The sequence below is a fragment of the Lactobacillus sp. genome (genome assembly GCF_051873315.1).
GTDB lineage: Bacteria > Bacillota > Bacilli > Lactobacillales > Lactobacillaceae > Lactobacillus.
On record NZ_JBJEES010000062.1, the window covers coordinates 26,025 to 39,243 of the forward strand.

Consider the following 13,219-nt stretch of genomic DNA (forward strand, 5'->3'; position numbering starts at 1 on the left):
TGTAAAAAGTAAGTAACAAGGAGGCTGTTTATGACCAAAGAAGTTGACGTAGTAATCATTGGTGCCGGTCCAGCCGGCATGACGGCGGCGGTTTACGCGGCCCGGGCCAACCTGAAGACGGTGCTCTTAGACCGGGGGATTTACGGGGGGCAGATGAACAATACTGCCGACATCGACAATTACCCGGGCTTTGTGGAAGTCCAGGGGCCGGAATTGGGCGAAAAGATGTACCAGACCGTGCAAAACGCCGGGGCCAGCTATGAATATGGCGACGTCCAGGCCGTCAAGCTGGAAGGCGACTACAAGCGGGTGATTACTGACAGCGAGGAATACCTGGCTCCAGCCGTGATCATCGCGACTGGCTCAGAGCACAAGCACTTGAACGTGCCGGGGGAGGAAACTTATTCCGGCCATGGTGTTTCTTACTGCGCCGTCTGCGATGCAGCCTTCTTCAGAGATGAAGACGTGACTGTGATCGGCGGGGGCGACTCAGCCATCCAGGAAGGGCTCTACCTGGCCCAGTCTGCCAAGTCAGTCACGGTCGTTCACAGAAGAGACCAGCTGCGGGCCAAGCCTGAACTGCAGGAGAAGGCCTTCAAGCACCCGAAGATCAAGTTCGTCTGGAACGCCTTGACCGAAGAAATCGTCGGTGAAGACGGCAAGGTCAGCGGGATCCGCTACAAGGACAAGGTCAGCGGGGAAGAGAAGGAATTTGCCACCAAGGGCGTCTTCATTTACGTGGGCGTTTTGCCAGTGACCAAGGCCCTGGAAGACCTGGACATCTTGGACGAAAACGGCTGGATTCCAACTGATGAATTGATGCGGACCCGGCAGGAAGGGATTTTCGCGGCCGGCGACGTGCGGCCAAAGGACCTGCGCCAGGTCACGACCGCCGTTGGCGAAGGCAGCGTGGCCGGGCAGGAAGCTTACAACTACCTGCAAGCCAAGGGATTTTTGAAATAGATATTCAAAGCAGCGGACAAAAAGTCTGCTGCTTTTTTCTTTGAGCAAAATATTGTTAGAATCTATGTTCGGGTAGTAAAATAGAGTACGACTGATTATTGCAAGTTTAAGGGGGGAGAACCGTGATCAAGCGGCAAGACAACAACAAATTTGAACTCGTCTCACCATATAAGCCCGCTGGTGACCAGCAGCAGGCCATCGACCAGCTCGTGGCCGGCTTTAAGGCCGGCGATAAAGAGCAGATCCTCAAGGGAGCAACGGGGACGGGGAAGACCTATACCATGGCCAATGTAATTGCCAAAATGAACAAGCCGACCCTGGTCATTACCCACAACAAGACCCTGGTTGGCCAGCTCTACAATGAATTTAAGGAATTTTTCCCAAACAATGCCGTGGAATACTTCGTTTCCTACTATGACTACTACCAGCCGGAAGCCTACGTGCCCCAGTCAGACACTTATATTGAAAAAGACGCCTCGATCAACGATGAAATCGACCAGCTGCGGCACGCGGCTACCAGCGCCTTGATGTCCAGAAACGATGTCATCGTGGTGGCTTCTGTTTCTTGCATCTACGGCTTGGGTGACCCAAGAGAATACGCGGCCAGCGTCTTAAACGTCTACACCGGCCAGGAATACGAAAGAAACACCCTGCTCAGGGACCTGGTCAACATCCAGTACGACAGAAACGACATCGACTTCCAGCGGGGCCGTTTCCGGGTTCGGGGCGACGTCGTGGAAGTTTTCCCGGCCGGCTATTCTGACCGGGCCTACCGGATTGAATTTTTTGGCGACGAAATCGACCGGATTGTCGAAGTCGACCCCTTGACCGGGGAAGTGCACGGGGTCAGAGACAGCATCTCCCTTTTCCCGGCAACCCACTTCATGACCAATGATGAGCAATTGGCCGGCGCTATCGACCGGATCAAGGCCGAAATGGATGAGCAGGTCAAGAAGTTTGAAAAAGAGGGCAAGCTGCTGGAAGCAGAAAGAATCAAGCAGCGGACCACCTATGATTTGGAAATGCTGAGAGAAGTCGGCTACACCAACGGGATTGAAAACTACTCCCGGCAGATGGAAAACCGCAAGGCCGGTGAGCCGCCTTACACCCTTTTGGACTTCTTCCCCAAGGATTCTTTGATTTTAATCGACGAATCCCACGCTACCATGCCGGAAATCCGGGCCATGTACAATGGGGACAGGAACAGAAAGCAGACCTTGATCGACTACGGCTTCCGCCTGCCGTCAGCTTTGGACAACCGGCCCTTGAAGCTGGAGGAATTTGAGCAGCACGTCAACCAGATCATGTACGTGTCAGCCACCCCGGGTGACTACGAATTAAACCGCACCAGCCGGATCGTGGAACAAGTCATCCGGCCAACCGGGCTTTTGGACCCGAAGATCGAAGTCCGGCCAATTGAAGGGCAGATCGACGACCTGGTTGCTGAAATCAACTTGAGGATCGAAAGAAACGAGCGGGTTTTTGTCACCACTTTGACCAAGAAGATGGCCGAAGACCTGACCGACTACTTGAAAGACCTGGGCATCAAGGTCCGCTACCTGCACTCGGACATCAAGACTTTGGAAAGAATGCAGATCATCCGGGACCTCCGCTTGGGCAAGTTTGACGTTTTGATCGGGATCAACCTGCTCAGAGAAGGGATCGACGTGCCGGAAGTTTCCCTGGTTGCCATTTTGGACGCGGACAAGGAAGGATTCCTGCGGGCTTACCGGCCGCTGATCCAGACTATGGGCCGGGCTGCCCGGAACGCCAATGGTGAGGTCATCATGTACGCTGACCGGATCACCGATTCCATGAAGCTGGCGATTGATGAAACGAACCGCCGCCGGGCCATTCAGATGAAATTCAACGAAGAGCACGGGATCGTGCCAAAGACTATCATCAAGCCGGTTCGGGACATGATCTCCGTGGTCAAGGCCGACAAGGAAGCAGAAAAGTCAGACTCCTTCGCCGACCTCAACTTCGATGAACTGACGGCCAAGCAGAAGAAGCAGATGATTAGCAACTTGCAAGAGCAGATGCAAGAGGCGGCCAAGCGCTTGGACTTTGAAAGCGCGGCTAACCTCCGCGACGCAATTATCGAGCTGGAAGGCTCGGTGAGAAAACCGATTAAGAAGAAAGGCAAGGACTTCAATGGCAGATAGAAAAATCGTCATCCGCGGTGCCCGCGAGCACAATTTAAAAGACATCGACGTAACCATTCCCAAAGACCAGCTGGTCGTTATTACCGGCCTGTCCGGCTCTGGCAAGAGCTCACTGGCTTTTGACACCCTGTATGCTGAAGGCCGGCGCCGCTATGTCGAATCCCTGTCCAGCTATGCCCGTCAGTTCCTGGGCCAGATGGACAAGGCGGACGTTGACTCAATCGACGGCCTCAACCCGGCTATTTCCATCGACCAGAAGACGACCTCCCACAACCCCCGCTCAACAGTCGGCACGGTTACTGAAATCAACGACTACCTCCGCCTGCTTTGGGCCAGAGTCGGCCACCCTTACTGTCCAAATGACGGCACCTTGATCCAGCGGCAGTCGGTGGACCAGATGGTGAGCCGGATCTTGGATTTGCCGGAAAGAAGCAAGATCCAGCTTTTGTCTCCGGTCATCCGGGGCAAGCGGGGCGAGCACAAGGAAGTTTTTGCCAGAATCCGCCGGGCCGGCTATGTCCGGGTGATCGTTGACGGCGAGATGCACGATGCCAGCGAAGAGTTTGCCTTGGAGAAAAACAAGCGCCACGACATTGAAATCGTGGTTGACCGCCTGGTTATCAAAGACGGGATCCGGTCCCGCCTCTTTGACTCGGCTGAAGCGGCCCTGCGCCTGTCTGAAGGCTACATGGATGTTGACGTAATTGGGGGCGAAAAGCTCAGCTTCTCTGAATACTATGCCTGTCCTCTTTGCGGCTTCACGGTTGGGGAAATGGAGCCCCGCCTCTTCTCCTTCAACGCGCCATTTGGGGCCTGCCCGGCCTGCGATGGCCTGGGGATGAAATTGGCGGTTGACCCGGACCTGGTGGTTCCGGATAAGGACAAGAGCTTAGCTGATGGTGCCCTGGCTCCTTGGGCAGGGTCAAAGTACTACATGGGGATGCTGGAGCAGGCCTGCCAGGCCTTGAAGATCCCGATGGACAAGCCTTTTAAAAAGCTGACCAAGCGGCAAAGAGACATCATTTTGAACGGGTCAGACAAGGAAATTCACTTCCACTTGGAAGGCGACTTTGGGGTCAACGACACCAAGCAGCCTTTTGAAGGGGTGATCAACAATGTCGACCGCCGCTATGCCAAGCCAATGTCCAAGTTCATGCAGGAAGTCATGGGCAAGTACATGACCGAGCTGCCCTGTGAGGTCTGTGGCGGCAAGCGGCTTAATGAGAAGGCTTTAGCAGTCAAGGTAAATGGCAAGAACCTGGCTGAGGCCAGCGATTTGTCAATCAAGGATGCCCTGGCCTTTTTCAAGGAAGTTGACTTAAGCGAGCAGGAAGCAGCCATTGCCAAGCCGATTTTGAAAGAAGTCTGCGACCGCTTGAACTTTTTGGTCAGCGTCGGCCTGGACTACTTGACTTTGTCCAGATCAGCCGGGACTTTGTCCGGTGGGGAAGCCCAGCGGATCCGTCTGGCCACCCAGATTGGCTCCAACCTGTCAGGGGTCATGTACGTTTTGGACGAACCTTCTATTGGCCTGCACCAGCGGGATAATGACCGCTTGATTGCATCTTTGAAGCGGATGCGGGATTTGGGCAACTCCTTGATTGTCGTTGAACACGATGATGAAACCATGCGGGCAGCAGACTATTTGATCGACATGGGACCAGGCGCCGGCAGTTTTGGCGGGGAAGTCATGGCGGCCGGCACGCCGGAAGAAGTCATGGCCAATCCAAAGTCTTTGACCGGCCAGTACCTGCGGGGAGAAAAGTTCATTCCAGTTCCATTGAAGCGGCGCAAGGGCAGCGGCAAGAAGCTGAAGCTGACCGGGGCAGCGGAAAACAACTTGAAGAACATTACCGTTGAATTTCCATTGAGCGAATTCGTGGTCGTGACCGGGGTTTCCGGGTCCGGCAAGTCTACCCTGGTCAACCAAATTTTAAAGAGAGTCCTGGCCCAGAAGCTCAACCATAATTCCGCCAAGCCGGGCAAGTATGAGAAACTGACCGGCTGGAAGAATATCGAAAAGGTGATCGACATTGACCAGAGCCCGATCGGCCGGACGCCGCGGAGCAACCCGGCGACCTACACCAGTGTCTTTGACGATATCCGGACCCTTTTTGCCCAGACCAATGAAGCCAAAATGCGGGGCTACACCAAGGCCCGCTTCTCCTTCAACGTCAAGGGCGGGCGCTGCGAGACCTGCCACGGGGACGGGATCCTCAAGATTGAAATGAACTTCCTGCCAGACGTCTACGTTCCTTGTGAGGTCTGCCACGGCCAGCGCTATAATTCCGAAACCCTGGAAGTGACCTACCGGGAAAAGAACATTGCCCAAGTTCTGGACATGACCATCAGTGAAGCCTGCGACTTCTTCGTCAATATTCCAAAGATCCACCGCAAGCTGCAGACCATCGTTGATGTGGGCCTGGGCTATGTCAAGCTGGGGCAGCCTGCGACCACTTTATCCGGCGGGGAAGCCCAGCGGATGAAACTGGCCAGCGAACTGCAAAAATTGTCGACTGGGAAGAATTTCTATATTCTGGATGAACCAACTACCGGTCTGCATACCGATGACATCAAGCGTCTTTTGGAAGTCCTCCAGCGCCTGGTTGACCAGGGCAACACTGTTTTGGTAATTGAGCACAACCTGGACGTAATTAAGACGGCTGACTGGCTGATCGACCTGGGGCCGGACGGCGGTGAGCGGGGCGGCCAGGTGGTTTGCACGGGGACGCCGGAAGAAGTTGCGGCTTGCCCAGAGTCCTGGACTGGCAAATACCTCAAGCCGGTTTTGGACCGGGACAAGGCTTTGACTGAAAAGAGCCTTGCAAATAAAGAAAAAGAATCTTAATTCGCCCCTAAACCTTTTTCGCAAAATATTGTAAAATGAAAGCGGAAGCCAAAATAATTGTCAGAATTTTTGCATTAGTGTGAAAGGATGATTCTTATGTTTGATTCCGGCTTTAACGAAAAACGCGGTTTTGACTGGGGCGTTTTTATCGCGGGGGTTGTCTCCGTCGTTTTGAGCATTTTTCTCTTTGCCAACCCTGGCAAGGGCTTGCGGGGCCTGGTCATCATTTTGGCCGTCTTGTCGATCATGCAGGGGATCGCTTGGATCTCCATGTATGCTGGCTTTCACGGGATTTTTGGCCCGTCTTGGACCACCCTGTTATCGGGGATCTTTGACATTTTAGTCGGGATCTTCTTCCTGTGGAATAACAAGGTCGGGGCATACACGATTGCTATCGTGGTCTCCATTTGGTTCATCGTTGACTCGGTGATCGGGATTGTCTTTGCCTGGCACCTGCGTTTCTTTGAGACCGGCTGGTATTTCTTCTTCAACCTGCTCTTGAACATCCTGGGCCTGGTTGTCGGAATTATGCTTTTGTTTAGACCGGTTATCGCGGGGATGAGCACGGTCTACTTGATCGCGATCTACCTGATGATCTTCGGGATCAATGAGATTGCTTTGGCCTTCATGCACCGTTAAGCATGTCAAACTGCCGATACTTAACAGATTGTTTAAGTGTTGGCAGTTTTTTTGATGGTAAAATGTAAGCAAGCAGTAAAAAAGTGTAAGGAAAAAGCAAAAGCAGGGGAGGTTAGGCAAATGGAGAAAAAGATTTATATTTCCTGCGACATGGAGGGCTGCGCCGGCGTTACCAGCTGGGAGCAGACCCATTATGGGCATAAAGGCTACGACCTGGCCCTAAAAGAAATGACCAGGGAAACCGTGGCCGCGGTCAAAGCCTGCCAGAAAGCCGGCTATCAGGTGACGGTCAAAGACGGGCACGAAGACGGGATCAACCTGGACCCGGCCCTTTTGCCGGCAGGAACAGAACTGATCCAGGGCTGGGACTCTTCACCAGAAGAAATGATGGCTGGCATTTCCGCTGACTATGCCGGGGCAATCCATATTGGCAGCCATTCCCCGGCTGGCTCCAGTGAAACGCCCCTGGATCACACGGTGGAACATGGCTGGTATTCCTGGGTCAAGCTGAACGGAGAATTGGCTTCGGAATTTACCTTTAACAGCCTTTGCGCGGCCCAGTACGGGGTGCCTTCATTTTTCCTGGCTGGGGATGCCGGTATCTGCCGGCGGGCGGAAGAATTTTGCCCGGGCATCGTGACCTGTGCTACCAAAAAAGGGGTGGGCAGCGCGACTGTTAACAAGAGCCCGAAGGAAATAGAAGCGGCCATCATGACCGGGATCAAGGAAGCCTTGGCGGGTGCGGGCGGTCTGCCGCTTTTAGCTGACGAATACCTGCTGGAATTTTGCTTTTCTTCAGCTGGCCGGGCCAGAGCCGCCTCTTTTTATCCAGGAGCTGAAAGAGCAGGCGAGCGGGTCGTTTCCTACCGGGCCAAGAGCATTATGGAGCTTTTGACGGCGAAAATGTTCATGACGGAAATCTGAGGTGGAAGATGGGCTTAAAAGGAGAACTGTTTTTGCCCCGGGCCTATCAAACCGGAGAAAAAAACGACATAACCGATGTTCCGGGGGTTAAGGTGGGCCAGGTAACCCTGCGAAAGGGCGGGGTCAATACCGGCGTCACGGCAATTTTGCCCGGAAGTGATATTTTCAAGCAAAAAATGCTGGCCAGCGGCCAGGTCATCAATGGCTTCGGCAAAACGACCGGCCTGGTCCAGATCAATGAGCTGGGCACTTTGGAGACCCCGGTCCTCATGACCAACACCCTGGCCGTGGGGACCTGCTGGACGGCCTTGACCCGCTACATGCTGGACCGCAATCCGGAGATCGGTCTCACAACCGGGACGGTCAATCCGGTCGTGATGGAGTGTAACGACGGGGACTTGAACGATATCAGATCCCTGCCGGTTAAAGAAAGTGATGCTCTGGCGGCCCTGGCTTTGGCTGAAGAGAATCCGCCCTTGCAAGAGGGCAACGTAGGTGCTGGAACCGGGATGCGCTGTTTAGGCTTTAAGGGCGGCATTGGGTCAGCCTCCAGGCTTTTGGAACTGGGGGGCAAAAAATACCACTTGGCCAGCCTGGTTTGCGCTAATTTCGGGGCTTTTGGCAAATTGCGGGCCGGAGGCCGGCTGTTGGGCCAGGAATTAAAAGCCGCCGTTTTGGCCCGGGCAAAAGCAGAAAATAACCAGCTTTATGACCGCTATCAAAAAGACCAGGGGTCAATCGTGATGGTGATCGCCACCGACCTGCCCCTCTCTAGCCGGCAACTTGGCCGCCTAGCCCGCCGCAGCGCGGTTGGCTTAGCCAGGACCGGGTCGTATATTGGGGACGGGTCCGGCGATATCGCCTTGGCTTTTTCCACGGCGCAAAGAGTCAGCCATTTCGCCAAAGAAGCAGAAAGCTTCAGCTTTTTGCCAGACAGTCAGCTGGACCCGGTCTTTGAAGCCGGGGCGGAGACGATCGAAGAAGCGGTTTTAAGCGCTCTGGTGCACGCGGAGACCCTGACTGGATTTAAGGGGAGAACGGTCTATGGTCTGCGGGATTTTTTATAATAAGAGTGAAGAATAGGAATGCAGGCAGGGCTAATTGATTGCCAAGACGCGGCACGCCCGGTATGATAGAATTTAACGTTTTAAGGGAGCAATACGGAATCATGCATGAAAAATACAAGAAACAGCTGTTGATTTTGACGGGGATGAGCGGGGCCGGCAAGACTGTCGCCGCCCACTCACTGGAGGACGTCGGCTACTTCGTGGTCGACAACCTGCCCCCGGAATTGCTGGGCAATTTCTGGGACCTGATGAACACCTCGGAAGATTTTGAAAAAGTTGCCGTGGTGATCGACCTCAGAGTCAAGTCCTTCTACAAGGACCTGATCGACGAAATCAACTCCCTGGAAGACAGCGGCCAGACCCAGGCCACGATCGTCTTTTTGGAAGCTTCTGACGACACCCTGGTGGCTCGCTACAAGGAAACCCGCCGCCTGCCGCCATTGGCGGAAAATGGCCGCCTTTTGGACGGGATCCGGGATGAGCGCCGCCTTTTGACCCCGGTGAGAAACCGGTCCAACTACATTTTGGACACTTCCAAGATGACGCCAAAGGAGCTGAAGCAGAAGCTGCAGAGCAAGTTTGGGGCCCTCCACAAGCCAAAATTCGGGATTGAGGTCATGTCCTTCGGCTTCAAGTACGGGATGCCGATCGACGCCGACATCGTCATGGATGTTCGCTTTTTGCCCAACCCCTTCTACATTCCGGAACTGCGTCCCTTCACGGGGCTGGACAAGCGGGTCTTCAACTATGTCATGGACAAGGACGAAACCAAGGTCTTCTATGGCAAGCTGCTGGACCTCTTGTTGACGGCAATTCCAGGCTACATCAACGAAGGCAAGGAAAAACTGACGATTGCCATCGGCTGCACGGGCGGTCAGCACCGCAGCGTCTCGATTGCCCAGCAGCTGGCGCGCGACTTGTCTGAAAAATATCCGGTTGACATTACCCACCGGGAAATCAGCCGTTATCTCAGAAAGTAGGAATTCAGCATGTCTTTAGGCGAAAACAAGATCATCCGCATCATCAAGCGCCGCCGGCCCCGGGTGGTCGTTATTGGCGGGGGGACCGGCCTGCCGGTTATTTTGCAGGCTTTGAAAAAGCAGGACGCGGAGATCACGGCAATCGTGACCGTCTCTGACGACGGCGGTTCATCCGGGATCATCCGCAACTATATCAACGTCGTGCCCCCGGGCGATATCCGCAATGTTTTGGTTTCTTTGAGCGACCTGTCGGAAGAAAAAAAGCAGATCTTCCAATACCGCTTTGACTCAAAGGACTCCTTTTTCTCCGGCCATGCGATTGGCAACTTAATTATCGCGGCCTTAAGTGAGATGCAAGGGAATATTTTTGACGCTGTCCAGACCTTATCGGCCATGATGGAAGTCGACGGCCACATTTATCCTTCTGCTAACGAGCCTTTGACCTTGAACGCGGAATTCATGGATGGCAGCCAAAGCAGCGGGGAAGTGGAAATTACCAGCCAGCACAAGCAGATCAAGCGGGTCTGGGTAACGGCCGATGACGGTGAACCGGCGGCTCCCAGTCCGGTGATTGAGGCCATCATGCAGGCTGACGCCATCGTTTTGGGGCCGGGGTCACTGTTTACCTCAATTCTGCCCAACCTGATGATCCCTAATGTCGGGCAAGCAGTCCGGGAGACCAAGGCAGAAGTAGTTTACGTCTGCAACATCATGACCCAGGCCGGGGAAACTGTCGGCTTAAGCGATGCTGACCATGTCCGGGTCATCAACCAGCACCTGGGCGGCAACTATATCGACACGGCCCTGGTCAACGGGGCCCAGATTGACATGAGCAAGTTCCACCCGGAAGACTATGATGAATACTTAAAGCCGGTCGCCAACGATTTTGCCGGCTTGAAGGCGCAGAACTGCCGGGTGATCACGGATGACTTTATCGACCAAAGAAGTGGCCTGGTCTTCCATGACGGCGACAAAGTGGCCAGGGAAATCATCGACCTGGCCCTGCAGGAAATGTTTAAGAGAAAGTAGGAAGTTAATGGCGAGTTATGCCAGTGAGGTAAAAAAAGAGCTGACTTCAATCGAGGTCCATCCCGAGCACGCCAAGGCAGAGCTGGCGGCCTTTTTGCGGATGAACGCGGTTTTGAGCCGGCATGACGGGCAAATGAGCCTGGACATCGTGACGGAAAACCCGGCCATTGCCCGGCGGATTTTTTCCCTGATCAAGACGGCCTACGGTTTTGAGCCGCAGCTGATCGTGACCAGGAAGATGAAGCTGAAGAAGAACCACCAGTACCTGGTCAGAGTGGCCCAGATGGTCAGCGAGATCATGGCGGATCTGGAGATCTATTCCCCGGAAAAAGGCTTCATCACTGGGGTGCCGGACAAGATCAAGCATTCAGAGCAGCGGTCGATGTCCTACTTGCGGGGGGCCTTTTTAGCCAGCGGCAGCGTCAACAATCCGGAAACCAGCCGCTACCACCTGGAAATCTACTGCACCTATGCCAACCACTGCCAGGACTTGCAGGAGATCATGAACAAGTACTTCGACTTAAACGCCAAGGTGACGGCCCGCAGAAGCGGCAGCATCGTCTACTTGAAAGAAGCGGAAAAAATCGGCGACTTCCTTCACGTGGTCGGAGCGGTCAATGCCATGCTGGCCTTTGAGGATTTGCGGATCATGCGGGACATGCGCAATTCCGTCAACCGCCTGGTCAACTGTGACACGGCCAACCTCCGCAAGACGGCCAGCGCGGCGGCCAAGCAGGTGGAAGACATTGAACTGATCGAAGAAAAGCAGGGCCTGGAGTCTTTGCCGGAAAAGCTGGCCAGCCTGGCCCGCTTCCGCCTGCAGCACCCGGAACTCTCCCTTAAGGAACTGGCTGAGCAGGTTCCCGATGGCCCGATTTCCAAGTCCGGGGTCAACCACCGCTTGAAGAAACTGCATGAGATCGCGGAAAACCTTCGCTAATATAAGACAAAAGAAAAATCCAGACGGCTATAGCAGTCGTCTGGATTTTCTTTCCGCTAAAAAGCGGATTACTTGTTTTGGTTGACCATGATGTCGTCGATCAAGCCGTAGTCCTTGGCTTCCTGGGCGGTCATGTAGTGGTCGCGTTCAGTGTCGCGCTTGATGGTTTCGATGTCCTGGCCGGAGTCCTTGGCCAGAAGTTCGTTGATCATCTTTCTGGTCTTCAGGATTTCTTCAGCGGCAATCTGGATTTCCGTGGCTTGCCCTTGCGCCCCGCCCAAAGGCTGGTGGATCAGGACAGTAGCGTGCGGCAGGGCAAAACGCTTGCCCTTTTCGCCTTCGGCCAAAATGATTGAGGCCATGGAAGCTGCCATACCGGTGGCAATGGTGGAAACTGGGGACTTGATGAAGTTCATGGTGTCCACGATAGCCATGCCGGAAGTAATTACGCCGCCTGGTGAGTTGATGTACATGTAAATGTCTTTAGTGTTGTCTTGCGCGTCAAGGAAAAGCAGCTGGGCGATGATGGAGTTGGCCATTTGGTCGTTGACTTCACCGCTCAACATGATGATCCGGTCCTTCAGCAAGCGGGAGTAAATGTCATAAGCGCGTTCGCCGCGGGCCGTTTGTTCAATAACTGTAGGTACTAACATAATTTTCCTCCTAGTGAATTTGATTAGCACTCATTTGGATACAGTGCTAATTAAAACACTCCTGGCCCGGTCTGTCAAACTTGGAGCACTCTTTTTCGAAAAATAAACCGGTGCTATAATGTCCTTGTGTGGAAAGGCTTTTTTAGCCGGAAAAATCTGATTTATGTAGAAAGTGAAAAAAGAAATGAATAAGAAACTGCTTTGCTCGCTCCTCTTGGCGGCAGCCTTTGCCGGCCAGGCCAAAACGGCCCAGGCGGCTACGGTCAGCAAGATGCCGGGGACGAAAAACATGGGGATCTATGCCAAAGTGACAAGCAAGGGGGCCAGCAAGAAGCTGACGACCACCAAGTACTTCAAATACAGCAAGATCCAGTCAACGGCCAGCAAGAAGACCAAGAAGGGGACTTATGCATACATCTATGCCAACGGTCGTCCATTAGGCTGGGTTAGTGAAAAATGGTTCGTCAGAAACAAGATTTCGGCGGCCAAGCAGATTTACCTGGTCAAAGATGACAACCGCTTCAACTACAAGGATGCCATCAGCTATGTCACTGACGCTCACGGGACCATGGTGGACCCGGCGAATGGCGCGGTTAAGGCCAGTCTGTCCGGAGACAAGCTGACTTTTACCTATGGCAAGGCCAAGACGGTTGTTCAAGTAGTGAAGACGGCCAACCCGAACCGGGCGCTTAAGCCGGCCGTCACTGCCAAGAAGGGGCCTAAGGAAGTAGCCAGCACGAGAAGCCACTCCGGCAGCTCCAAGAACTGGAATGCCGCTCACCGCTACGGCGTAGAGACCAGCAGCAACCGCTGGAGTAGCGGCGGCTTGACTTTGGCTACCCAGCTTTGGGAGCCGCGCAACTTGAGCCTAGAGACCAATGACTGGCAGCAGGTCGGCCCCGTTATGGAAGGGTTGGCCGTAAATGGCGGCTGGGCTTACAGCAGCTGGTACCGGTCTGCCGCTGCCAGTGACCAGCTTAAAGGCAACATCGTAGCCTTTAACATGAAGAA

Annotated in this window: 11 protein-coding genes; 10 read left to right on the plus strand and 1 reads right to left on the minus strand. The window is 54.1% G+C overall.

What is annotated here, in order from left to right; translation table 11 throughout:
* Positions 1-30: 30 nt before the first annotated feature.
* The 9 genes from trxB to whiA all read left to right on the plus strand — a co-directional run bounded on the left by trxB (position 31) and on the right by whiA (position 11,555).
* Entirely contained in the window at positions 31-963 is a 933-nt protein-coding gene (gene trxB / locus ACI32D_RS03775; RefSeq protein WP_439775311.1) for a thioredoxin-disulfide reductase, read from the plus strand.
* A 122-nt stretch (positions 964-1,085) separates the two neighbouring features.
* Positions 1,086-3,128 (plus strand): excinuclease ABC subunit UvrB, encoded by a 2,043-nt coding sequence (uvrB, locus tag ACI32D_RS03780; RefSeq protein WP_439775312.1) that lies wholly within the window; start codon positions 1,086-1,088, stop codon positions 3,126-3,128.
* Positions 3,118-5,976 (plus strand): excinuclease ABC subunit UvrA, encoded by a 2,859-nt coding sequence (gene uvrA, locus ACI32D_RS03785; protein ID WP_439775313.1) that lies wholly within the window; start codon positions 3,118-3,120, stop codon positions 5,974-5,976. The genes uvrB and uvrA overlap by 11 nt, the downstream gene beginning before the upstream one ends.
* A 96-nt stretch (positions 5,977-6,072) precedes the next feature.
* Positions 6,073-6,615, plus strand: a complete 543-nt coding sequence (locus ACI32D_RS03790; RefSeq protein WP_439775314.1) for an HdeD family acid-resistance protein — start codon at positions 6,073-6,075, stop codon at positions 6,613-6,615.
* A 120-nt stretch (positions 6,616-6,735) separates the two neighbouring features.
* Positions 6,736-7,539: a M55 family metallopeptidase gene (locus tag ACI32D_RS03795; RefSeq protein WP_439775315.1), complete on the plus strand. Its 804-nt coding sequence runs from the start codon at positions 6,736-6,738 to the stop codon at positions 7,537-7,539.
* Positions 7,540-7,547: 8 nt separating this feature from the next.
* Positions 7,548-8,606: a DmpA family aminopeptidase gene (locus tag ACI32D_RS03800; RefSeq protein ID WP_439775316.1), complete on the plus strand. Its 1,059-nt coding sequence runs from the start codon at positions 7,548-7,550 to the stop codon at positions 8,604-8,606.
* Positions 8,607-8,707: 101 nt separating this feature from the next.
* Complete coding sequence (gene rapZ, locus ACI32D_RS03805) at positions 8,708-9,586, plus strand: RNase adapter RapZ (protein ID WP_439775322.1); 879 nt, start codon at positions 8,708-8,710, stop codon at positions 9,584-9,586.
* 9 nt (positions 9,587-9,595) lie between these two features.
* Positions 9,596-10,615, plus strand: coding sequence for a gluconeogenesis factor YvcK family protein (locus ACI32D_RS03810; protein ID WP_439775317.1), 1,020 nt, complete (start codon positions 9,596-9,598; stop codon positions 10,613-10,615).
* A 7-nt stretch (positions 10,616-10,622) separates the two neighbouring features.
* Positions 10,623-11,555 (plus strand): DNA-binding protein WhiA, encoded by a 933-nt coding sequence (gene whiA, locus ACI32D_RS03815; protein ID WP_439775318.1) that lies wholly within the window; start codon positions 10,623-10,625, stop codon positions 11,553-11,555.
* Between the two features lie 68 nt (positions 11,556-11,623).
* Here the strand turns inward: whiA and ACI32D_RS03820 are convergent, their stop codons facing one another.
* The gene (locus ACI32D_RS03820; RefSeq protein ID WP_008461710.1) at positions 11,624-12,208 is read right to left on the minus strand and encodes an ATP-dependent Clp protease proteolytic subunit; all 585 of its coding nucleotides are present in this window, start codon (positions 12,206-12,208) and stop codon (positions 11,624-11,626) included.
* A 184-nt stretch (positions 12,209-12,392) separates the two neighbouring features.
* Here ACI32D_RS03820 and ACI32D_RS03825 point away from each other — a divergent pair.
* Positions 12,393-13,219: SH3-like domain-containing protein (locus tag ACI32D_RS03825; RefSeq protein ID WP_439775319.1), on the plus strand; the 827-nt coding region annotated here is incomplete at its 3' end.